This is a genomic window from Nonomuraea sp. NPDC051941, from assembly GCF_044593615.1.
The window spans coordinates 44,059-63,850 of record NZ_JBIUCF010000008.1; the positions used below are offsets into that span (position 1 = coordinate 44,059).

The 19,792-nt window shown below is 73.2% G+C and carries 18 protein-coding genes and 1 pseudogene; 11 read left to right on the top strand and 8 right to left on the bottom strand.

Features of this window, described 5'->3' with window-relative positions; translation table 11 throughout:
* Nucleotides 1–3 precede the first annotated feature (3 nt).
* Both ACIHFD_RS15960 and ACIHFD_RS15965 read right to left on the bottom strand, forming a co-directional pair.
* The gene (locus ACIHFD_RS15960) at nt 4–873 is read right to left on the bottom strand and encodes a Gfo/Idh/MocA family oxidoreductase (RefSeq protein ID WP_397367677.1); all 870 of its coding nucleotides are present in this window, start codon (nt 871–873) and stop codon (nt 4–6) included.
* A gap of 18 nt (nt 874–891) precedes the next feature.
* Nucleotides 892–1,149, bottom strand: a pseudogene (locus ACIHFD_RS15965) (Gfo/Idh/MocA family oxidoreductase); the annotation flags it as partial.
* 187 nt (nt 1,150–1,336) lie between these two features.
* Between ACIHFD_RS15965 and ACIHFD_RS15970 the strand changes: the two are divergent.
* Nucleotides 1,337–2,434 (top strand): ROK family transcriptional regulator, encoded by a 1,098-nt coding sequence (locus tag ACIHFD_RS15970; protein ID WP_397367507.1) that lies wholly within the window; start codon nt 1,337–1,339, stop codon nt 2,432–2,434.
* Here ACIHFD_RS15970 and ACIHFD_RS15975 read toward each other — a convergent pair.
* A complete protein-coding gene (locus ACIHFD_RS15975; RefSeq protein WP_397367508.1) occupies nt 2,431–2,955 on the bottom strand; it encodes a TetR/AcrR family transcriptional regulator in 525 nt (174 codons plus the stop codon). The two genes, ACIHFD_RS15970 and ACIHFD_RS15975, sit on opposite strands and share 4 nt — an antisense overlap.
* A gap of 94 nt (nt 2,956–3,049) precedes the next feature.
* Between ACIHFD_RS15975 and ACIHFD_RS15980 the strand changes: the two genes are divergently transcribed.
* Nucleotides 3,050–5,296 carry an MMPL family transporter gene (locus ACIHFD_RS15980; protein ID WP_397367509.1) on the top strand — a complete coding sequence of 749 codons (2,247 nt, stop codon included), beginning with the start codon at nt 3,050–3,052 and terminating at the stop codon, nt 5,294–5,296.
* Here ACIHFD_RS15980 and ACIHFD_RS15985 read toward each other — a convergent pair.
* Nucleotides 5,293–5,625, bottom strand: a complete 333-nt coding sequence (locus ACIHFD_RS15985; RefSeq protein WP_397367510.1) for a hypothetical protein — start codon at nt 5,623–5,625, stop codon at nt 5,293–5,295. The genes ACIHFD_RS15980 and ACIHFD_RS15985 overlap by 4 nt on opposite strands.
* Before the next feature lie 42 nt (nt 5,626–5,667).
* The gene (locus ACIHFD_RS15990; protein ID WP_397367511.1) at nt 5,668–6,756 is read right to left on the bottom strand and encodes an alcohol dehydrogenase catalytic domain-containing protein; all 1,089 of its coding nucleotides are present in this window, start codon (nt 6,754–6,756) and stop codon (nt 5,668–5,670) included.
* A 233-nt stretch (nt 6,757–6,989) separates the two neighbouring features.
* On the opposite strand from ACIHFD_RS15990, the gene ACIHFD_RS15995 reads away from it, so the two are divergent.
* Genes ACIHFD_RS15995 through ACIHFD_RS16005 form a run of 3 tightly spaced genes read left to right on the top strand, consistent with a single transcriptional unit; the run spans nt 6,990 to nt 11,469 of the window.
* Nucleotides 6,990–8,129, top strand: coding sequence for an ABC transporter substrate-binding protein (locus ACIHFD_RS15995; RefSeq protein WP_397367512.1), 1,140 nt, complete (start codon nt 6,990–6,992; stop codon nt 8,127–8,129).
* Nucleotides 8,126–10,726: an ATP-binding cassette domain-containing protein gene (locus tag ACIHFD_RS16000; RefSeq protein WP_397367513.1), complete on the top strand. Its 2,601-nt coding sequence runs from the start codon at nt 8,126–8,128 to the stop codon at nt 10,724–10,726. Before ACIHFD_RS15995 ends, ACIHFD_RS16000 begins: the two co-directional genes overlap by 4 nt.
* 2 nt (nt 10,727–10,728) lie before the next feature.
* A complete protein-coding gene (locus tag ACIHFD_RS16005; RefSeq protein WP_364240448.1) occupies nt 10,729–11,469 on the top strand; it encodes an ABC transporter ATP-binding protein in 741 nt (246 codons plus the stop codon).
* Here the strand turns inward: ACIHFD_RS16005 and ACIHFD_RS16010 are convergent.
* Nucleotides 11,461–12,183, bottom strand: coding sequence for a dienelactone hydrolase family protein (locus ACIHFD_RS16010; protein ID WP_397367514.1), 723 nt, complete (start codon nt 12,181–12,183; stop codon nt 11,461–11,463). The genes ACIHFD_RS16005 and ACIHFD_RS16010 overlap by 9 nt on opposite strands.
* 97 nt (nt 12,184–12,280) lie before the next feature.
* Between ACIHFD_RS16010 and ACIHFD_RS16015 the strand changes: the two genes are divergently transcribed.
* Complete coding sequence (locus ACIHFD_RS16015) at nt 12,281–13,081, top strand: helix-turn-helix transcriptional regulator (RefSeq protein ID WP_350724444.1); 801 nt, start codon at nt 12,281–12,283, stop codon at nt 13,079–13,081.
* Between the two features lie 10 nt (nt 13,082–13,091).
* Here the strand turns inward: ACIHFD_RS16015 and ACIHFD_RS16020 are convergent, their stop codons facing one another.
* Nucleotides 13,092–13,973, bottom strand: a complete 882-nt coding sequence (locus ACIHFD_RS16020; protein ID WP_397367515.1) for a LysR family transcriptional regulator — start codon at nt 13,971–13,973, stop codon at nt 13,092–13,094.
* A 73-nt stretch (nt 13,974–14,046) separates the two neighbouring features.
* On the opposite strand from ACIHFD_RS16020, the gene ACIHFD_RS16025 reads away from it, so the two are divergent.
* Nucleotides 14,047–14,715 (top strand): type 1 glutamine amidotransferase domain-containing protein, encoded by a 669-nt coding sequence (locus tag ACIHFD_RS16025; protein ID WP_355210735.1) that lies wholly within the window; start codon nt 14,047–14,049, stop codon nt 14,713–14,715.
* 85 nt (nt 14,716–14,800) lie between these two features.
* Nucleotides 14,801–15,766, top strand: coding sequence for an alpha/beta hydrolase (locus ACIHFD_RS16030; RefSeq protein ID WP_397367518.1), 966 nt, complete (start codon nt 14,801–14,803; stop codon nt 15,764–15,766).
* Here the strand turns inward: ACIHFD_RS16030 and ACIHFD_RS16035 are convergent.
* Nucleotides 15,756–16,823, bottom strand: coding sequence for a helix-turn-helix domain-containing protein (locus tag ACIHFD_RS16035; RefSeq protein WP_397367519.1), 1,068 nt, complete (start codon nt 16,821–16,823; stop codon nt 15,756–15,758). The two genes, ACIHFD_RS16030 and ACIHFD_RS16035, sit on opposite strands and share 11 nt — an antisense overlap.
* 62 nt (nt 16,824–16,885) lie before the next feature.
* On the opposite strand from ACIHFD_RS16035, the gene ACIHFD_RS16040 reads away from it, so the two are divergent.
* The 3 genes from ACIHFD_RS16040 to ACIHFD_RS16050 are packed head-to-tail and all read left to right on the top strand — an operon-like array spanning nt 16,886 to nt 19,766.
* Nucleotides 16,886–17,989 (top strand): acyl-CoA dehydrogenase family protein, encoded by a 1,104-nt coding sequence (locus ACIHFD_RS16040; RefSeq protein ID WP_397367520.1) that lies wholly within the window; start codon nt 16,886–16,888, stop codon nt 17,987–17,989.
* Nucleotides 17,986–18,948, top strand: coding sequence for an acyl-CoA dehydrogenase family protein (locus ACIHFD_RS16045; RefSeq protein WP_397367521.1), 963 nt, complete (start codon nt 17,986–17,988; stop codon nt 18,946–18,948). Before ACIHFD_RS16040 ends, ACIHFD_RS16045 begins: the two co-directional genes overlap by 4 nt.
* Entirely contained in the window at nt 18,945–19,766 is an 822-nt protein-coding gene (locus ACIHFD_RS16050) for a TIGR03619 family F420-dependent LLM class oxidoreductase (RefSeq protein ID WP_397367522.1), read from the top strand. The genes ACIHFD_RS16045 and ACIHFD_RS16050 overlap by 4 nt, the downstream gene beginning before the upstream one ends.
* Nucleotides 19,767–19,792 lie beyond the last annotated feature (26 nt).

A 19,792-nucleotide genomic window follows, 5' to 3' on the forward strand; every position in this document is an offset into this window, starting at 1 on the left:
CGCTCAGTCCTCAGGAACGGTGACGGTCTGGCCGTGCAGCCGCGACCTCTCGGCGGCCCAGGCGATGAGATGGCTGTGCAGGCTCTCGCCCGGCGAGGAGAGGATCGAGGAGCGATCCCGGGTGGCGACCGCTGTCAGGAACGCGTCGACCAGCGCCTCGTCACCGCCCCCGTGGCCGCCCCGAGCCGTCGCGTCCCCGGTGGGGCGGGTGTCGACGGTCTCCTCGCGGCCGGTGACGAAGTCGAAGACGGTCAGGCGGTCGCCGTCGCCCTCGATCCAGCCCCGGGTGCCGAAGATCCGGGTCTGCCGGTGCAGGGAGGGGGTGAAGGCGGTCATGGTGAACGACGCGGTCGTGCCGCCCTCGAACTCCATGTTCACGACCTGGTGGTCGACCACGTCATTGTCGCAGGCGTACACGCACCTGCCGTACGGGCCCGTCCGCAGCGCCGCCAGCACGCCGGCCTCGGAGACGTCGTCGGTGAGCACCGAGACCGGCCACACCGCGCGCCCGGCCAGCGGCAGGTAGATGCGCTTGGCCGAGTACGGGCACGTCGCCTCGACCGCGCAGTCCAGGCAGCGGTCGGCGGCGCCCTCCGGGCGGTTTTCCGGGCGGAAGTGCTTGAGCCCGCCGAACGACGACACGCGCGTGACCTGCCTGCCGGTGAGGTGCACCAGCCAGTCGAGGTCGTGGCTCGACTTGGCCAGCAGCATGAACGTGGACTCGTCGGAGCGGCGCCAGTTGCCCCGCACGTACGAGTGCGCCTGGTGCCACCACCCGACCGGCTCCAGGTGCTGGATGCTGACGATCTCGCCGATCCTGCCCTCGTCCAGCAGCGCCTTCAGCGCCCGCGTGTACGGCGTGTACCGCAGCACATGGCAGACGGCGAAGACGGCGTCGGACCGTCCGGCGGCCGCGACGATGCGCCGGCAGTCGTCCTCGGAGACCGCCATCGGCTTCTCCAGCAGGATGTCGTAGCCCAGCTCGGCGAAGCGCACCGCGGGCTCGACATGGTCCCTGTCCTGGGTCGCGATGATCACCGCGTCCGCCTGGCGGGGGAGCGCGGCCAGCTCGCGCCAGTCCGCGTACGCCTCGGCCTCCGGGAACCTGGCGCGGCGGGCCTCCAGCGGATCGGCCACCGCGACCACCCGCGCCCGGCCGCTCCCGACGGCGTGGCGGGCATAGGAGGAACCCCGCTAACCCGCGCCGACGATGGCGAGTGTGACCATTTCGCCTCCACATATGTAACCAGTTCACGTATGTCGGCCGATGCTAGAATCCTGGCTGGTGCTCGTCAATGGGGAGTCACAGGGGAATTATGACGAAGGGTCTCATAAGTTGACCGAGCTTCGCCCAGGTGACGCGTCCCTGCTGCGCAAGGTGAACACCCAGATCACGCTCAGGGCCCTGCGCCGCGAGGGCGTGGCCACGCTGACCCGGCTCGGCCGCATCACCGGGCTGTCCAGGCAGACGGTGGAGGCGGTGCTCGACGAGCTGGGCGAGCGCGGTTACGTCAGGGAGGTGCCGCCCGACGAGGGCGTGATGGGGCGGCCCGCGCGGCGGTTCGGGTTCCGCGCGGACGCCGGCTACGTGGTGGGCGTGGAGGTCGGGGGCGACGGGATCGTGGCCGCGCTGGCCGATCTCAACGGCGAGGTGATCGCCTGGGAGCGGGCCGACGTCTCCGGCGACGCCGCGGCCCACGAGCGGCTGGAGGCGGCCCGGCGTACGGCGCTGACGTGCGTGGACGGCGCGGGCGTCGCGCGCACGCGGGTGTGGGCGGTCGCGGCGGGCACCCCGGGCATCGTGGACCGCACCGGCCGGGTGACCCTGTCGATCACGCTGCCCGGCTGGACGGGCGTGGACCTGGCGGAGCTGGCCGGGCGCTGGTTCGGCTGCACGGCGCTGGCCGCCAACGACGCCAACCTCGCCGCGCTCGCCGAGCACTGGCGCGGCAGCGCGCAGCACGCCTCCGACGTCGTGTACGTGCTCATCGGCCACCGGGCGGGCGCGGGCATCCTCATCGGCGGGCGGCTGCACCCGGGGCGCAGCGGCGCCGCCGGCGAGATTGGCACGCTGCGCCAGGTCGGCTGGGAGGACGCGGCCCGCGAGCTGGTCAAGGACGCGTCGGCGGCCGAGGTGTTCGAGGCAGCTCTGGCGGGCGACCGCGGCGCGGCGCGGCGGGTCGACCGCTACGCCGAGAACCTCGCGATCGGCGCCTCGGCGCTCGCGCTGGCCATCGACCCCGACCTGCTGGTGCTGGGCGGCGGTCACTCGCAGGCCGGCGACGTGCTGCTCGAACCGCTCCGCCGGCACCTGGCCGAGCTGTGCGTGAGCGTGCCGGAGGTGGTGGCCTCCACGTTCGGGGACGAGGGTGTGGCGCTGGGCGCCGTACGCCTTGCGCTCGACCACGTCGAACGGGAGGTGCTGGGTCTCTAGAAAGCCCGGCAGGCCTCCAGCAGCACCTCGCGGACCCGCTCCTCCGGCAGGTCCATGGTCCTGACCGCGCCCCACTGCAGCGCGCCGAGCAGGGCCCAGCTCTTCAGCCTGGTCTCCGGGTCGGGGTCGTCGCCCACGAGCCTGCCGAAGATCTCGTCCCTGAACGTCCTGACCGTCGCGCGCTCCGACTCCGGCGCGCCGGGGTCCTCGGCGGCCAGGTCCTCCATGAACAGGCGGATCACCGAGCGGTAGCGCACCGCGAAGGTCACCAGCGCGTCGACGAACGCCTCCCTGTCCGGGAAGTCGGTCCCGAGCAGCGCCAGCATGTCGTCCCCCGCCGGGGCGAGTAACTCGGAGGCCAGGCGATCCTTCGGGTGGAAGTGGTAGGCGACGGCGGTCTTGGTCAGGCCCACGGCCGCGGCGATGTCGGCCAGCGAGGTGCCCGCGTAACCGCGCTCGGCGAACAGCTCTCTGGCCGCGGCCAGGATCCGGGTCCGGGTGTCGTCGGGTGTGGTCATCATCTCATTTCCATGCGATGCATCCCCTCCGGATATTTCCTGCTTTATCGTAGTCCTGTACGACCGTACAGGACGGCCGTCGAGAGGGACTTGGGCGATGACGCGGTTTCTTGGGCGGCTGGGCGGCTGGTGCGCGCGGCACGGGCGGTTGGTGCTGGCGTTATGGGTGGTCGTGGCGGCCGCGCTGATGGGCGGGAGCCTCGTGCTCGGCAGCCCGGTCAGCAACGACGCGACGATTCCCGGCACCGACGCGCAGCGGGCGCACGACCTGATGAAGACCGGCTTCGGGCCGGGGTACGACACCGGCGGGACGGTGCAACTCGTCCTCTACTCCGCGGGCGGGCCGCTCGTCGAGAAGTCGCGCAAGAAGGCCGTCGAAGACGTCCTGGCGAGCCTGCGCACGATGCCGCACGTCGTCGGGGTGGACACCCCGTTCAGGCGCGGTGGCATCTCCGCCAGCCTGCAGGTCGGGCTCATCGCCATCCGCCTGCAGGGCCACGACGGCACCAAGGTCGCCGAGAACACGCGGGCGCTGTCGAAGGCGGCCGACCCGGCGCGGGCCGCCGGGATCGAGGTGGTGGCAGCCGACAGCTCCACCCCCGCCGACAAGGACATCAAGACCGGGCCCAGCGAGATCATCGGCGTGGTGTGCGCGCTGCTGGTGCTGGTGTTCGCGTTCGGGACGCTGGCGGCCGCGCTGGTGCCGATCTTCACGGCCCTGGTCAGCGTCGCCACGGGCCTCGGCGTGATCGGGCTGCTCGGGCACGTGCTGGACATGCCCAAGCAGGCGGGCATCATGGCCACGATGATCGGGCTGGGCGTGGGCATCGACTACGCGCTGTTCCTGCTGTCCAGGCACCGGCGGCTGCTGGCCGACGGGGTGCCGGTGGTGGAGTCCGTACGGCGGACCGTGGCGAGTTCGGGCGGGGCCGTGGTGTTCGCGGGTGGCACGGTGATCATCGCGCTGAGCGCGCTCATGCTGGGCGGGTTCCCGCTGCTGGCGACGCTCGGCTGGGTCACCGGCATCTCGGTCGTCACCGCCGTGCTGACCTCGGTCACCCTCGTCCCCGCCCTGCTCGGGGTGCTCGGCCACCGGATCAACGCGCTCAAGGTGCCGTTCCTGCGCGGCGGCGGTTCGTCCGGGTCCGGATGGGCCGGCCTGGGGTCCTGGGTGGCGCGCCGGCCGTGGCAGGCGTTGTTCGGCAGCGTGCTGGCGCTGGGCCTGCTGGCCGCGCCGGCGCTGGCCTTGAAGCTCGGGCCGCTCGACGACGGGTACGGCGCCAAGGGCTCGGAGCCCAGGCGGGCCTACGAGCTGATGGCCGCCGGCTTCGGCGACGGGATCAACGGTCCGCTGCTCGTGGTCGCCGAACTGCCCGCCAAGGTGGCCGGCCAGAAGGACCCGGTCGTCGACCAGCTCGCCCGCGAGGTCGGCGACGTCGATGGCGTCGCGCACGTGGCCACCCCCAAGGTCAACTCCTCGGGCCGCTCGGTCCTGCTCCAGGTCGTCACCGAGTACAAGCCCAGCGACCCGCGGGCGTCCGACGTGGTCAAGGACATCAGGGCCATCGCGCCGCCCGGGGTGAGCGTGCACGTCGGCGGCAAGGTGGCGGCCATGACCGACGCGGGCACCCGGATGTCCGAGCGCACCCCGCTGGTCATCGGCGTGGTGGTGCTGTTGAGCGCCCTGCTCCTGCTGTTCGCCTTCCGCGCGCCCGTCGTCGCGGTGAAGGCCGCGGTGATGAACCTGATCTCGCTCGGCGCCGCCTTCGGCGCGCTCGCTCTGGTGTTCTCGATCGGCCTGGGCAGCCGCCTCGTGGGCATGGACGCCCCGGCCAGCTCCTCGTACCTGGAGACGGTCTTCTTCTCGGTGCCGATCGAGAGCTTCGTGCCGCTGATGCTGTTCGCGGTGCTGTTCGGGCTGTCGATGGACTACGAGGTGTTCCTGCTGACGGCGGTGCGGCAGGCGTACCTGCGGCACGGGGACAACGCGCGGGCGGTGAACGCGCGGGTGGTGAACGCGCGGGCGGTGGCGGAGGGGCTCGGCTCGACGGGCCGGGTCATCACGTCGGCGGCGCTGATCATGGTGGCCGTGTTCGTGGCGTTCATCGCGTACCCGGACCCGATGGTGAAGACGTTCGGGGTGGGGCTGGCGGTGGCCATCGCGGTGGACGCCACGATCATCAGGGGGTTCCTGGTGCCGGCGACGATGGTCCTGCTCGGGCGGCTCAACTGGTGGTGCCCGCGCTGGCTGGACCGCCTGCTGCCGAACCTCTCGGTGGAGGGTCACGAGGAGAAGGAGCGGCCCGCGCCCGAGCGGCCCGAGCCGGTCAAGCTGGGGGTCTAGTCGGCGTCGGCGAGGTTGCAGGCGGGGACCCAGCCGACGATGCCGGTGGCCGTGTTGCGGCCGTGGTGCCACAGGATGCTGTCGAAGTAGTCGTCGCACTGGAAGAAGCCGTGCTCCTCCGACCGGTCCGACTCGAAGCCCTGGCCCGGGTAGCCGAAGCCGACGAGGACGGCGTCCCTTCGCGGGTCGCTCCAGATGACCACGCCGTCGGTGCCGAAGTCGTACACGCCCTTGGCGCCGGCGGGCTCCGGGCCGGTCATGGCCAGGGCCGTCAGGACCGTGGCCATGGCGGCCCGCCGGACGCGCACCCTGAGTCTTCTCTCCGTCATGACACACAGGGTAAGAGTGCGGTGACGCCGGGTGTTCGTATTTCAGAAGGTGATGACGGTACGCGCCACCGAGCCCTCCCGTACGTGCGCCACGGCGTCGTTGATCCGGTCGAGCGGCAGGCGTTCGGAGATGAGGCCGTCGAGGTCGAGGCGGCCCCGCAGGTACTGCTCGGCCAGCATGGGCAGGTCGCGGTGGGGCGCGGCGTCGCCGCCCTGGGTGCCCATGAGGCGGCGGGAGGCGAACAGCAGCCCGGGGTCCACCTCCACGGCCTGGCCCTGGGGCGGGCTGCCGACCATGACCGTGGTGCCGCCGGACCGGGTCGCGGCGAAGGCCTTGGACAGGACGCCGGGTGCGCCCGTCGCGTCGAAGGCGTAGTCGACGCCGCCCTTCACCAGCTCGTCCACCTGTCGTGGCAGGTCGTCGGCCACGAGGGTGTGGGTGGCGCCGAAGCGCTCGGCCAGCTTGAGCTTCTGCTCGGCCACGTCGGCGGCGATGATCGTGGTGGCGCCCGCGAGCACCGCGCCCTGGATGACGTTGAGGCCGACGCCGCCGCAGCCGACGACGAGGACGCCGGCGCCGGGCGGGACCTCGGCGACGTTCATGACCGCGCCGACACCGGTGACGACCCCGCAGGCCAGCAGGCACATGGCATCCAGGGGCGCGTTTTTCGCGATTTTCACGCACATGGCCTCGGCGACGACCGCGTACTCGGCGAACGAGCCGATGCCGATGAACCGGCGCGTCTCCTGCCCGTCCAGGGTGATCCTGGGCGCGCCACCCATGATCGTCTGCAGCCTGGCGGGGCCCGAGCACAGGTGGAACCGGCCCGCCCCGCAGTGGCGGCACCGCCCGCAGGGGCCGTTCATCGAGATGATGACGTGGTCGCCGGGCCGGACGCCGGTGACGCCCGCGCCGACGCTCTCCACCACTCCGGCGCTCTCGTGCCCGAGGATGAACGGCAGTTTGCCGACCACCGGGCTCTTGCCGTCGATGGCCTTGAGGTCGGAGCCGCACACGCCCGACGCCTTGATCCGCACGCGGACCTCGCCCGGGCCCGGATCGGCGATCTCCACCTCGCGGATCTCCATGGGGGCGTGGAAGCCGGTCAGGACGGCCGCGCGCATCAGCATGCGCCACACGGTAACCCGGTCTCGCGATTGCGAGCAAGCGGTTGCTCGGTCACCCCCGGTTGACACCCTTCCTGGGCGAATTTACGCTCGGCGCAAAACCAAGCGAGCGCTAGGCCAAATCGCGGGAGGCCAGGATGGTACGGCGGGTCGCGGCGGCACTCACGGTAACAACACTGCTCGTCTCCGGGTGCGCGGCCCAGCAGAAGAGCCCGGTCGGCTCGGCGGCGCCCGGCGTGACCGACACGACGGTCAAGGTCGGCGGCGTGCTGACCAAGACGAGCGCCAGCGGCTACTCGACCAAGGACGCCGAGATCGGGGCGAAGGCCAGGTTCGAGCGGGCCAACGCCGAGGGCGGCGTGAACGGGCGGAAGATCGAGTTCATCGGGGCGGAGGACGACGGCCAGGACGCGGCCAAGGGCGACGCGGCCGCCAAGAAGCTCGTGCAGAAGGACCAGGTCTTCGCCCTCGTCCCCGTGCACGCCCCGAACTTCGGCGGCGCCGCCTTCCTGGAGCAGCAGGGCGTGCCCTGGTTCGGCTGGGCGACGGGCCCGCAGTGGTGCGGCACGAAGACCGGCTTCGGCTACAACGGCTGCCTGGCGCCCAAGCAGGGGGCGGGCTCCCAGACGTGGTGGGGCAGGCAACTGGCCGACCTGCTCGGCGGCGCCGAGGGCAAGAGCGTGTACGTCCAGACCTCCGACTCCAGCGGCAGCAAGTACGGCGGCACCACCATCTCCCAGTCGTTCACCGCCGCCGGATTCAAGCTGGTCGGCGTGAACTCCGGCCTCCCGGCCGCCGCGCCACCCCCTGACTGGCTCCCGTACGTCAACAAGATCATGACCTCGAACGGCGGCAAGGCCCCCGACGTCGTGGTCTCCGTGATCGCGGGCACCAAGTTCAACGTCGGCCTGTACTCGGCGCTCAAGCGGGCCGGCTACACGGGCGTGCTCACCGACGCGACCAGCTACGACGCCGCCATCCTCAAGGACCAGGCCAGCGCGCAGGCCCTGGAGGGCGTGATCGCGGCGCCGATGTTCGAGCCGTTCGAGTCCACCGCCCCCGAGATCGCCCGGTTCAAGCAGGACGTCGAGAAGGTCGCGCCGGGCGCCGTGCCCACCCAGCACATGGCGATCGGCTACTGGGCCGCCGACATCTTCCTCGACATGCTCGGCAAGGCCGGCAAGGACCTCACCCGCGAGAAGTTCCTGGCCGTCGGCAACGGCGACTACCTCTACGAGAACGCCGGGTTCGGCAGGATCCAGTACCCCAAGGACCACAGCGAGCCGAACGGCTGCGGCGCGCTCGTCAAACTGGAGAAAGGCGCCTTCCAGGTGGCCAAGAGCATGAAGTGCTTCGACAACGTGCCGCTCAAATGATCCTGGGATACGTGCTCAGCGGCCTGGTCACCGGGGCGATCTTCGCCGTCATGGGGTCGGGCCTGACGCTGTCGTACGCGGCGACCGGGGTGTTCAACTTCGCCCACGGCGCCGTCGGATTCCTGTCCGCCCTGCTGTTCTACGAGCTCAACCAGGCGGCCGGGCTGCCCGCGTGGCTGTCGGCCCTGGTGTCGGTGGCGCTGTTCGCGCCCGCGCTCGGATACGTGCTGCACAGGACCATGTTCGGCGGGCTCGCGCAGGCGGGCGAGACCGCGCAGATCGTCGCCACGATCGGCCTGACGATCGCGCTGCCCGCGCTGGGCCTGCTGGTCGTGGACCTGGCCGGGCTGCCGAGCGCGGACGCGACCTCGCTGCCGCGCGGCGTCGGCCCGCATCCGGCGCTCTCCTTCGAGGTGCTCGGGGCCCGGCTGGACAGCGACCAGCTCATCACGTTCGGCTTCTCGGCGGTGGCGGCGGCCGGGCTGTGGGCGTTCATGCGGCACTCCCCGTACGGGCTGCGCATGCGGGCCGCCGTGGACCGGCGCCGCCTGGCCACGCTCCGGGGCATCGACGCGGACGCCACCTCGGCGCTGGCCTGGATGCTCGGCTCGGGACTCGCCGGGCTCGCCGGGGTGCTGGCCGTGTCCGTGCTGGGGCTGGACGCGACGGCGTACACGGTGCTGCTGTTCGCCTCGGCGACGGCGGCGGTGTTCGGGCGGCTGCGCTCGATCCCGTGGACGTTCGCGGCCGGGCTCGCGCTCGGCGTGGTCCAGAACCTGGTCGCCGGATACACCGACTTCCTCGAAGAGGTCACCGGGCTGCGCACGGCCGTGCCGGTGATCCTGCTGTTCGCCGGGCTCGTCCTGCTGAACAGGTCGCGCGAGCGGGTCGCGGGCAGCGCGGCCGAGGACGCGCCCCCGCCCGACCACCTGGCGGGGCTGCCGCCGTGGCGCCGCAGGATGCCGTGGGCGATCGCCCTGGCCGCGCTGCTCGGGTTCACCTTCCTCGCGTCCGAGTACTACGTGGGCGTGGCCGCGCAGGGGCTGGTGCTGGCGTTGATCTTCTGCTCGTTCGTGGTGGTGACCGGGATCGGCGGCATGGTCAACCTGGCCCAGGCCGCCTTCGCCTCGATGGCGGCGCTGACCTGCGGATGGGCGTTCTCGTCCGGGCTGCCGTTCTTCGTGGCGATCGTGCTGGGCGTACTGGCGGCCGCCGCCGTGGGGATGCTGGTGGCGCTGCCCGCGCTGCGGCTGGGCGGGCGGGTGCTGACGCTGGCCACGCTGGCCATGGCGCTGCTGGCCGACCAGGTGCTGTTCCAGGTGGACGCGTTCAGCAACGGGACCATCGGGTGGCCGGTGCCCGCGCTGGGGCTCGGCTTCGCGGACACCTCGGATCCCCGGGTGCGGGTGGTGGTGCTGCTCGTGCTGATCGGGGCGGTCGCCCTGCTCGTACGGAACCTCGAAAGGTCGGCGTCCGGGCGGGCGATCCTCGCGGTCAGGTCGGCCCCCGCCGCCGCGACGACGTCCGGGCTGTCGGCGCCCCGTACCAAGATCATGTTGTTCGCGCTGGCGTCGGCGATCGCCGGGCTGGGCGGGGTGCTGTTCGCCGTCTCCAAGGGCTCGATCACCGCCACCGACCTGCCGGCGTTCTCCGGGTTCGTGTGGCTGGCCGTGGTCGTGCTCCAGGGCGTGCGCCGCGTCGGCGGCGCGGTGCTCGGCGGCCTGATCGCGGTGGCCGTGCCCGAACTGCTCGCCACCTGGGGCGTGTCCGCGCACGTCGGGGCCATCCTGTTCGGAGCCGGCGGCGTGATCCTGGCCAAGCACCCCGACGGGGTGCTCACCCAGCTCGCCGAGCTCCGCCACCGCCGCCGCACCCCGGCGGAGCCTGTCCCGGCGCCGCCGCCCGTGCGGGTGGAAGGGCCGCTGTTCAGGCTGGAGGGCGTGGTCGCCGGTTACGCGGACAGCACGGTGCTGCGCGGCGTGGACCTGGCCGTCCGGCCCGGCGAGGTGGTCGCGCTGCTCGGGGCCAACGGGGCGGGCAAGTCCACGGCCTGCGCGGTGGCCGCCGGCGACCTGGCCGTCACCAGCGGCCGGATCCTGCTGGACGGCGAGGACGTCACCGCCTGGCCCGCGCACCGCAGGGCCCGTGCGGGCATCCTGCTCGCGCCCGAGGGCCGGGGCGTGTTCCCCGGGCTCACGGTGGAGGAGAACCTGCGGACCTGGCTGCCCGATCCGGGTCCCGTCTACGAGCGCCTGCCGCAGCTCGCCGAGCGCCGTACCGTGCTCGCCGGCGCCCTGTCCGGCGGCGAGCAGCAACTGCTCACGCTCGCGCCCGCGCTGGTGCGGCCGCCACGGGTGCTCATCGCCGACGAGCCGTCGCTGGGGCTGGCGCCGATGATGGTGCGGCAGGTGTTCGACGTGTTCGCCGAGCTGCGTTCTCGCGGCGTGGCGCTGCTGCTGGTCGAGGAGAAGGCCACGGAGGCGCTGGCCCTCGCCGACCGGGTGGCGTTTATGCGGCTGGGGCGCGTCACGTGGGCGGGGCCGCGTTCGGAAGTGGACAGCGAGCGGCTGACCGCCGCCTACCTGGGGGTGCGGTGAACATGCTGGCCGTGGAGGGCGTGTCGGTGGCGTTCGGCGGGGTGAGGGCGCTGGACCAGGTGTCGTTCGAGGTCGCGGCGGGTCAGGTGTGCGGCGTGATCGGGCCGAACGGGGCCGGGAAGACGACGCTGTTCGACGTGGTGTCGGGGCTGCGCCGGCCGAGCGAGGGCCGCGTCAGCGTGGCGGGCCGGGACCTGACCGGGGTGTCCCCGGTCAGGCGGGCCAGGGCCGGGGTGCGGCGCACGTTCCAGCGGACCCAGGTCTTCGGCCGGCTCACCGTGGCCGGCAACGTGCTGGCCGCGCTCGACTGGCACGGCGGCGGTGGCGGGCTCGCCGCCGACCTGGTGGGTTGGCCCGCCCGCCGGCGGCTGGAGCGGGAACGCGGCGAGCGCGTGGCCGAGGTGCTGGAGCTGTGCGGGCTCACCCCGCTGCGCGACGCGTACGCCGCCGCGCTCCCCGTCGGGCAGCGCCGGCTCGTCGAGCTGGCCAGGGCCCTGGCCGACCGGCCCCGCCTCCTGCTGCTGGACGAGCCAACCTCGGGCCTGGACGCCTCCCAGACCGCACGCCTGGGAGAGGTCGTCAAGGCCCTGGACACGACCGTGCTGCTGGTCGAGCACGACATGGGCTTCGTCATGGACACCTGCGACCGGATCGTCGTGCTGGACCTCGGCAAGGTGATCGCCGCCGGCGCGCCGGGCGAGATCCGGGAGGATCCGGTCGTCAGGGCCGCCTACCTAGGCTGAGTGGCGCTCGGTGAACGACAGGATGCGGCGCCAGGAGTCCTGGCACTCGTCCCCCCACTCGGCGTACGTGCGGTCGAAGTACGAGTGCGGCGCGCCCTCGTAGACGACCTTCTCGTGCTCCGTGCCCACCCGGTCGAGTGCCGCCTCGAACGTCTCGAACTGCTCGGGCGTGGTCGCCGTGTCCGCGCCCGCGAGCAGCATCAGGAGGGGCGCGCCGGGCCCGGTCGCCGGCTCCTCGATGGCGCGCAGCGCGCCGTAGAAGCCGATGCCGCCCGCCAGGCCGTTCCCCTCGTACGCCTGCCGCCACGAGTGGGCGCCGCCCATGCAGAAGCCGACCGTGAACACCGGGCCGTCGAGCTGCTCGGTGGCAGCCCTGGCGTCGGCCCTGACGTGCTCGGCCTTGAGCTGCCCGACGTGCTTCATGAAGTCGAAGTCGTCGTCCCGCTCGCCGAGACCCGCCGTGCGGCCGAAGTAGTCGATCGCGATCGTGCGGAAGCCCGCCTCGGCGAAGCGCACCGCGAGGTCGCGGTAGTACGGGTGCAGCCCGCGCACGTCGGGCAGGATCACCACGCTGCGGCCGTTCGGCTCGGCGGGCTCGGCCCGGTAGGCGAGCAGCCGGTTGCCGTCGGCGGCCGTCAGCTCTATCTGCTCGTGAGAGGCCACCTCGCCCTGGATCGGCGGTGCGGGTGGCCTGCTGTCGGTGGAATGGCACATGAGGTCAGCATGCCCGCCGTGATTCCGGCTATCCAGGTACTCGGAGTGGCAGGTTCGGCGTGTCCCGGCAGGGCCATCCACGGGCAGACTTGTACCCATGAACCGGGAACTCGGGGCATTTCTCCAGGCCCGCAGGAACGAGGTCACGCCCGAGGACGTGGGCCTGGCGAGCGGGCCGCGCAGGCGGGTGCGCGGGCTGCGCCGCGAGGAGCTGGCCGAGCTGGCGGGCATCAGCGTCGAATATCTCGTACGCCTCGAACAGGGGCGTACCGCCCAGCCGTCCGCGTCCGTGATGGACTCGCTGGCCAGGGCGCTGGACCTGAGCGAGGCCGAGCGGACGCACCTGTTCGACCTGGCCGCGCCGCGTCCCCGCAGGCCGCGGCCGTCCGGCGGGGTGCGGCGGGAGCTGGTGGAGCTCATCGACCGGATGACGGACATCCCGGCCATGATCTTCGACCACCGCCTCGACCTGCTCGCCTGGAACCGGCTGGCCGACGCGCTCTTCCCCGGCCTCTGCCGTCCCGGCGCCAACCTGGCCAGGTACAACTTCCTCGCCGAGCCCGACCTGTACGCCGACCGCGAGGAGGTGCTCCGGGCGACAGTCGGGCAGCTCCGCCTGGCCACCGGCCGCCACGCCGACGACCCGGCCCTGACCGCCCTGATCGGCGAGCTGTCGGTGCACAGCCACCGGTTCCGCACCCTCTGGGCCGGCCGCGTCGTCAAGGAGCGCACCAACGGGGTCAAGCGCTTCACGCATCCGGTGGTGGGAGAGCTGGCGCTGCGTTACGAGACGTTCGACCTGCCGGGCGGGTCGGGGCAGCGGCTCAGCCTGCTCCACCCCGAGCCGGGCGGCGCCAACGAGGAGTCGCTGCGGCTGCTCGCCTCGTGGTCCGCCTAGCAGGGTCCGCCTAGTACGTGGGAGCGCTGCGGAACGCCTCGATGAGGTGCGCGCGTACCCTGGCCACCGCGGGTTTGGCCAGCGCGCCCGAGCGGACGGCCAGGTAGCCGGTGTTGATCGGGGCCTCGTCGGGCTCGGCGAGCGTGACGAGCGTGCCCGCCGCCAGGTCGCGGCGGCACAGGTAGGCGGGCAGCACGGAGACGCCCATCCCGGCCCTGACGGCGCTGAGCACGCCGCGCAGGTCGGGGATGACGACCTGCGCCGCCATCGCGGGCCGCCTGCCGAACACGGAGCGCCAGTAGCGGCGCACGATGGGCAGGTCCTCGGCGTAGGCCACCAGCGGCACCGCCGCCAGCTCCCTCGGCCCCACCCCGGCGAGCCCCAGGGACGGGGCGGCGACCAGCAGGAACTCCTCGTCGTAGAGGGGGTCCGCCTGCACGCCGCGCACCCGGGGCCGGATCGTGGAGATCACCAGGTCCAGGCGCCCGGCCGCGAGGTCCGCCAGGAGGTCGTCGGACAGCCCGAGCGTCGTGCGGAGCCGCAGCCCGGAGCGCACCAGCGGGGCGAGCATCGGCATCACCTCCTCGCACAGGAACTCGGCGGGCCCGCCCAGATGCACGGCCGCGTCCGAGGGCAGCTCCGACTCCACCACCCCGTCCAGGGCGTCCAGCGAGGGGGCCACCCGGCGGGCCAGCTCGTCGGCGGCCGGCGTGGGCGCCACCCCGCGCGGCAGCCGGTCGAACAGCGGCCGGTCCAGCACCGACTCCAGCGTCTTGACCTGCGCCGTCACGGCCGGCTGCGACAGGCCGAGGGTCTGCGCGGCGGCCGTGATGGAGCCGGTCCTGTGCACCGCGAGGAACGTCCGCAGCAGGTCGAGCGAGATTGGCGACATATCACTATTCTGATACCTACGGCGCTATTTCGTTATTTGTTACTTATAGCGGGCCGGGGCGACGATGTGAGGCATGAACAAGCGCATTCTCATCGCCCTGACCAGCCATGACGACCTCGGCGGCGTCGAGCGGACCGGATACTACGTGCCGGAGGCGGCCCATCCCTGGGAGATCTTCCGCAAGGCCGGCTACGAGGTGGACGTCGCCAGCGTGCGGGGCGGGCAGCCGCCCCAGGACGGGTTCGACGCCGGCGACCAGACCCAGGTGGCCTTCCTCGCCGCGATCGGGGAGCGCGACACCGACCGCCTCGCGGACGTCGACGCCTCCCGTTACGACGCCGTGCTCTACGCCGGAGGCCACGGCACCATGTGGGACTTCCCCGACGACCCGGACGTCATCCGCGTCGGGCGCGAGGTGTACGAGCGGGGTGGCGTGGTCGCGGCGGTCTGCCACGGCCCGTCCGCGCTGGTGAACCTGACCCTCTCCGACGGCTCGTACCTGGTGGCGGGCAAGCGGGTGGCGGCCTTCACCAACGAGGAGGAGCGGCTGCGCGGCGTGGCCGACGTGGTGCCGTTCCTGCTGGCTGACAAACTGGTGGAGCGTGGCGCCGAGCACGAGCCGGGCGCCAACTGGCAGGCTCAGGTCGTCGTGGACGGCAGGCTCGCCACCGGCCAGAACCCGGCCAGCGCCGCGCCCCTCGCGGAGCGCGTCCTCGACGTCCTCGCCGAACGGCGGGACTGAGGAGCGGAATCGCCGCCGGATGGCGGTTGTCTGCCACGGCGCGGGCTCTGACCATCGAGGAGTGGCCCCATAGAAGGGATATCAGATGGCATTCCACCCCAACCTCGACCCAGAGATTCGCGCCTTTCTCGAGCGGACGCCGTTCCCGACGTTCGACACGGCGAACCTGACGCCCGAGGAACTGCCCGGGCACCGCGCGCAGATCAACGCGTTCCTCGCCGCCGCGCCGCCGGCCGGCAGCGACGTGGTGATCGAGGACCGGCATGTGCCGGGGCCCGACGGCGCTCCCGATGTCCGGGTACGGATCTACCGCCCCGCGGGCGGCGGTGAGGGACGCCCGGGTCTGTACTGGATCCACGGCGGAGGGATGATCATCGGCACGCCCGAGATCGACGAGGCGATGATGATCGGCTACGTCGAGGAGCTCGGGTGCGTGGCGGTCTCCGTCGACTACCGGCTGGCGCCCGAGAACCCCCATCCCGCGCCGGTCGAGGACTGCTACGCCGGGCTGGTGTGGACCGCCAAGGCGGCGGGCGAGCTGGGCATCGACCCGGCCAGGATCGCGGTCGGCGGCGCCAGCGCGGGCGGCGGGCTTGCCGCCGCGACCGTGCTGCTGGCCCGCGACCGGGGCGGCCCCGACGTGGCGTTCCAGCTGCTGGTCTGCCCGATGCTGGACGACCGCAACATCACCCCGTCCAGCCACGAGTTCACCGAGGCGGTGGTCTGGGGCCGCAGCGCGAACCTCTTCGGCTGGACCGCCCTGCTGGGCGACCGGATCGGCACCGACGACGTGCCCCCGTACGCGGCTCCCGCCCGGGCCACGGACCTGGCCGGGCTGCCGCCGGCGTTCATCGACGTCGGTGAGCTGGAGGTGTTCAGGGACGAGGACGTCGACTACGCGCTGCGGTTGTCGCAGGCGGGCGTGTCCACCGAGCTCCACCTCTACCCGGGGGCCTTCCACGGGTTCGACGGGATGGTCCCGGACGCCGAACTGTCCAAGCGGGCGCGGGCGGCCCGGCTGGCGGCGCTCAGGCGGGCGTTCACGGTCTGAGGTTGGCGCGCAGCCGTACCAGGGCGAGGGCCAGGTGGGCGCGCAGGCGGCCGGCCGCGTCGGCGAGCGAGAAGCCCAGCACGGACTCGGCCCTGGCGATGCGCGCGGCCATCGAGCTGTGGTGCAGGTGTACGGTGGCGGCCGCGCCGCGGACCGAGCCCGCCAGGCACAGCGCCCGCACCGCCGCCAGGGACTCCTCGCCGAGCCGCTCCATCGCCCGGACGTCGGCCAGCCCCGCGACCGCCGGCTCCGGCAGGTCGGCGAACAGCGCCAGGGCCCCCAGCTCGGACCAGCGCATCACGCGATCGTGCGGGCCGGTGAAGCGGAGCGCGGTCCGCGCGCCGGCCCATGACTCGGCCGCCCGCGCGCCCGGCAGCTCGGGCCCGATGCCCACCCGCGACCCCTCGGGAAGGTCGCGGGGCAGGGTGGTCGCCACCAGGACCGCTTCCGTGTCGCCGATCCTGGTGGCGCGCACCTGGTGGCCCATGGCGCGCAGGCCGGCGGCGAGTTCCCGGTCCGGCCCCCGGTCCGGCCCCCGGTCCGGCCCCCGGTCTGGCAGGGCGATCGCCAGGGCCTGGAGCGGGGTGGAGGGGGCGAAGCCGAGCAGGCGCAGGGCCCGGGCGCGTTCGGCCTCGCCGGTCTCGGCCGACAGCACCAGCTCCACCAGCGCGGGGTCCTGCCCCGACCGCGCGAGCGCGGCCGCGCGTTCCAGGGTGACCTCGGCCGCCACCGCGTACCGTTCGAGGACGATCTCGTCGAGCCCGTGCGCCGGCCCCTCGCGCTCCATCCAGACCGCCCCGAGCCCGTCGCTCAGCTCCCTGACCTGGGCCGGGGCCTCGGCTGGCGTGTCCACGGCGCCGCGGGGCGACGTGCGGGTGCGGCGGCCGGTGGCCGCGTCGAGCAGCCCGACCGGGCATTGCGCCAGCCGCGCCGTGGCCGCGAGCAGCGTGGGCACGCTCACGTGGTCGCGAAGCAGCGAGTCGAAGTAAGCGATCACCCGCACCGCGCTCTCCGCGTCGGCGTCGAGCGTGGACAGCTTCAGCAGCAGTCCCTGCATGGCCAACAGACTATGTCCGTAAACCGCTGTTCGAGCTACCAAGCGTGCGCTAGGTTGGTTATGTGGATCTCGACTTCTCCCCGGCCGAGCAGGGCTTCCGCGCCGAGGTTCGCGACTGGCTGCGCGCGCACGTGCCGGGACCGCTGCCGTCCATGGACACCCCCGAGGGCTTCGCCGCGCACCGCGCCTGGGAGGCGCTGCTGGCGGACGCGCGGCTGTCCGTCGTCTCCTGGCCCGAGGAGTACGGCGGGCGCGGCGCCTCCCTGATCGAGTGGCTGATCTTCGAGGAGGAGTACTGGGCCGCCGGAGCCCCAGCCCGGGTCACCCAGAACGGCATCTTCCTGCTGGGCCCCTCGCTGATGCGTTTCGGCGCGCCCGAGCAGCGCAGGCGGTGGCTGCCGAGGATGGCCAGAGGCGACGACGTGTGGGCGCAGGCCTGGTCGGAGCCGGAGGCGGGCAGCGACCTGGCGGCCCTCACCTCGCGCGCCGAGCCCGTGCCCGGCGGCTGGCGCCTGTACGGGCACAAGACGTGGAGCTCGCGGGCCGCCTACGCCACGCACGGGTTCGGCCTGTTCCGCACGTCGGGGACGCGGCACAAGGGGCTGACGTACTTCCTCTTCCCCCTCTCCGACGTCGCCGTGCGGCCGATCGCGCAGCTCGACGGGCTGCCGGGGTTCGCGGAGCTGCACTTCGACGGGGTGTTCACGCCCGATTCGATGGTGCTCGGCGAGGTCGGCGAGGGCTGGCGGGTCGCGATGGCCACCACGTCCTCCGAACGCGGCCTCACCCTGCGCAGCCCCGGCCGCTTCCTGGCCACGGCCGACCGGCTGGTCGCGCTGGCCCGATCCTCGGGCGACCCCGTGGCGGCCGACCGGGCCGCCAGGTGCTGGACCGAGGCGGAGGCGTACCGGCTGCACACGTTCGCGACGGCGCGGCGGCTCATGGCGGGGGAGGAGATCGGCTCCGCGTCCAGCATGGGGAAGGTCTTCTGGTCCGAGCTGGACCTCCGCATGCACGCCCTGGCCATGGAACTGCTCGGGGACCGGGCGGGGGAGGAGGGCTGGCTGGACGGGTTCCTGTTCTCGCTGGCCGGGCCCATCTACGCGGGCACGAACGAGATCCAGCGCAACATCATCGCCGAACGGGTCCTGGGGCTGCCACGATGAACTTCGGATTCACGGACGAGCAGCTCGCGCTGGCCGCCACTGTGCGGGACGTGCTGCGGGCGCACTGCCCACCGGCCGCGCTGCGGTCCGAGCGGCGGCCGGCCTGGGAGCAGCTGGCCGCGCTGGGGTTCTTCGGCCTGCTGGCGCCTCCCGAGTCCGACGGGCTGGGGCTCGGGCTGGCCGACGTCCTGCCCGCGCTGGAGGAGACCGGGCGGGCGTGCCTTCCGGGGCCGGTCGTCGAGACCGCCGTGGTGGCGCCGTACCTGCTGCCGGACAACCCCAAGCTGGCCTCCGGCGCGCTGTGCGTCGCCGTGCTGCCGCCGGGGCAGGCGTACGCGCCGGACGCCGACCTGGCCGACCTGCTGCTGGTGGCGCGGGACGGCGGGTGGCGCCTGGTCGCCAGGGAGTCGGTACGCCTGGTGCCCAGGACCGGGCCGGACCCGTGCCGTCCCGCGTTCGAGGTGGCCTTCGACGAGTCCGAGGAACTGGGCGGCCCGGTCGAGCGGGTGCTGCGGCGGGCCGCGGTGGCGACGGCGGCGCAGCTCATCGGGGTCGCCAGGGAGCTGCTCGCGGTCACCGTCGCGTACGCGCGGGTGCGGACGCAGTTCGGCGCGGCGATCGGGTCGTTCCAGGCGGTCAAGCACCAGCTCGCGGACGCGGCCGTGGCGGTGGAGTTCGCCGCGCCGCTGGTGCACCGGGCGGCCCTGTCGGTGGACCGGGGCGTTCCCGGCATTGACCGTGACGTGAGCGCCGCCAAGGCCGCCGCCGGTGAGGCCGCCGTGCTGGCGGCCCGGGTGGCGCTGCAGGTGCACGGCGCGATCGGCTACACCGAGGAGCTGGACCTGCGGTTCTGGCTCGCGCGGGCCTGGTCGCTGTCGGCCGCGTACGGCACCACGGCGGCGCACCGGGAACGCGTCCGAACCGCCCTCCTGGGCGGCGACCTGCGGAGGTGGCCATGAAGTTCGGAGTGCCGCTCGGACTGGTGCACCCGGACGCGTGGAAGGACGTGGCGGTGGCGGCGGACGAGCTGGGGTTCGAATCGGTGTGGCTGCCCGAGCACCTCGTCTTCGCCACCGACCTGTCGCTCGCCCATTACCCGGGCACGTCCGACCCGGGGATCAAGCCCGGCACGCCGCTGTTCGACGCGCCCGCGTACCTGTGCTGGCTCGCCGCCTTGACCTCCCGCGTCCGGCTCGGTACGGCGGTGCAGCTCCTCGCGCTGCGCCACCCCTTCGTGTCCGCCCGCGCGTTCGCCACCCTGGACGTGGTCTCGTCGGGACGGGCGATCTGCGGGGTCGGCGCCGGCTGGTACCGGGGCGAGTGGGAGGCGGCCGGCGTCGAGTTCCGCACCCGGGGAGCCCGGCTGGACGAGGCGATCGAGGTGGTCAGGCGGCTCTGGAGCGAGCCGGTGGTCACCCATTCCGGGAGGTTCTACTCGTTCCCCGAGGTCGCGTTCGAGCCCAAGCCGGTGCAGCGGCGGCTGCCGGTGCTCGCGGGCGGGGAGTCGGCCGCCGCGCTGCGCCGGGCCGCCCGGCTGTGCGACGGGTGGATCAGCATGCCGCACACCCTCGAGTCCATCAAGCCGCAGCTCGGCCGGCTGGGGGCGGGGGTGCCGGTGACCGCGCACGCGTACGCGCTGGCCTCACCCGACGAGGTGCCCGCCTGGGCGGCGCTGGGCGTGGAGCGGCTGATCGTACGGCCCTGGAGCCGCAGCCGGGACGCGGTGTCCCGGCTGGCCGCCTTCGCCGCCGACTACGGGGTGGGGGCCGCCTCGTGAGGGCTGTCTCGTGAGGGCCGCCTCGT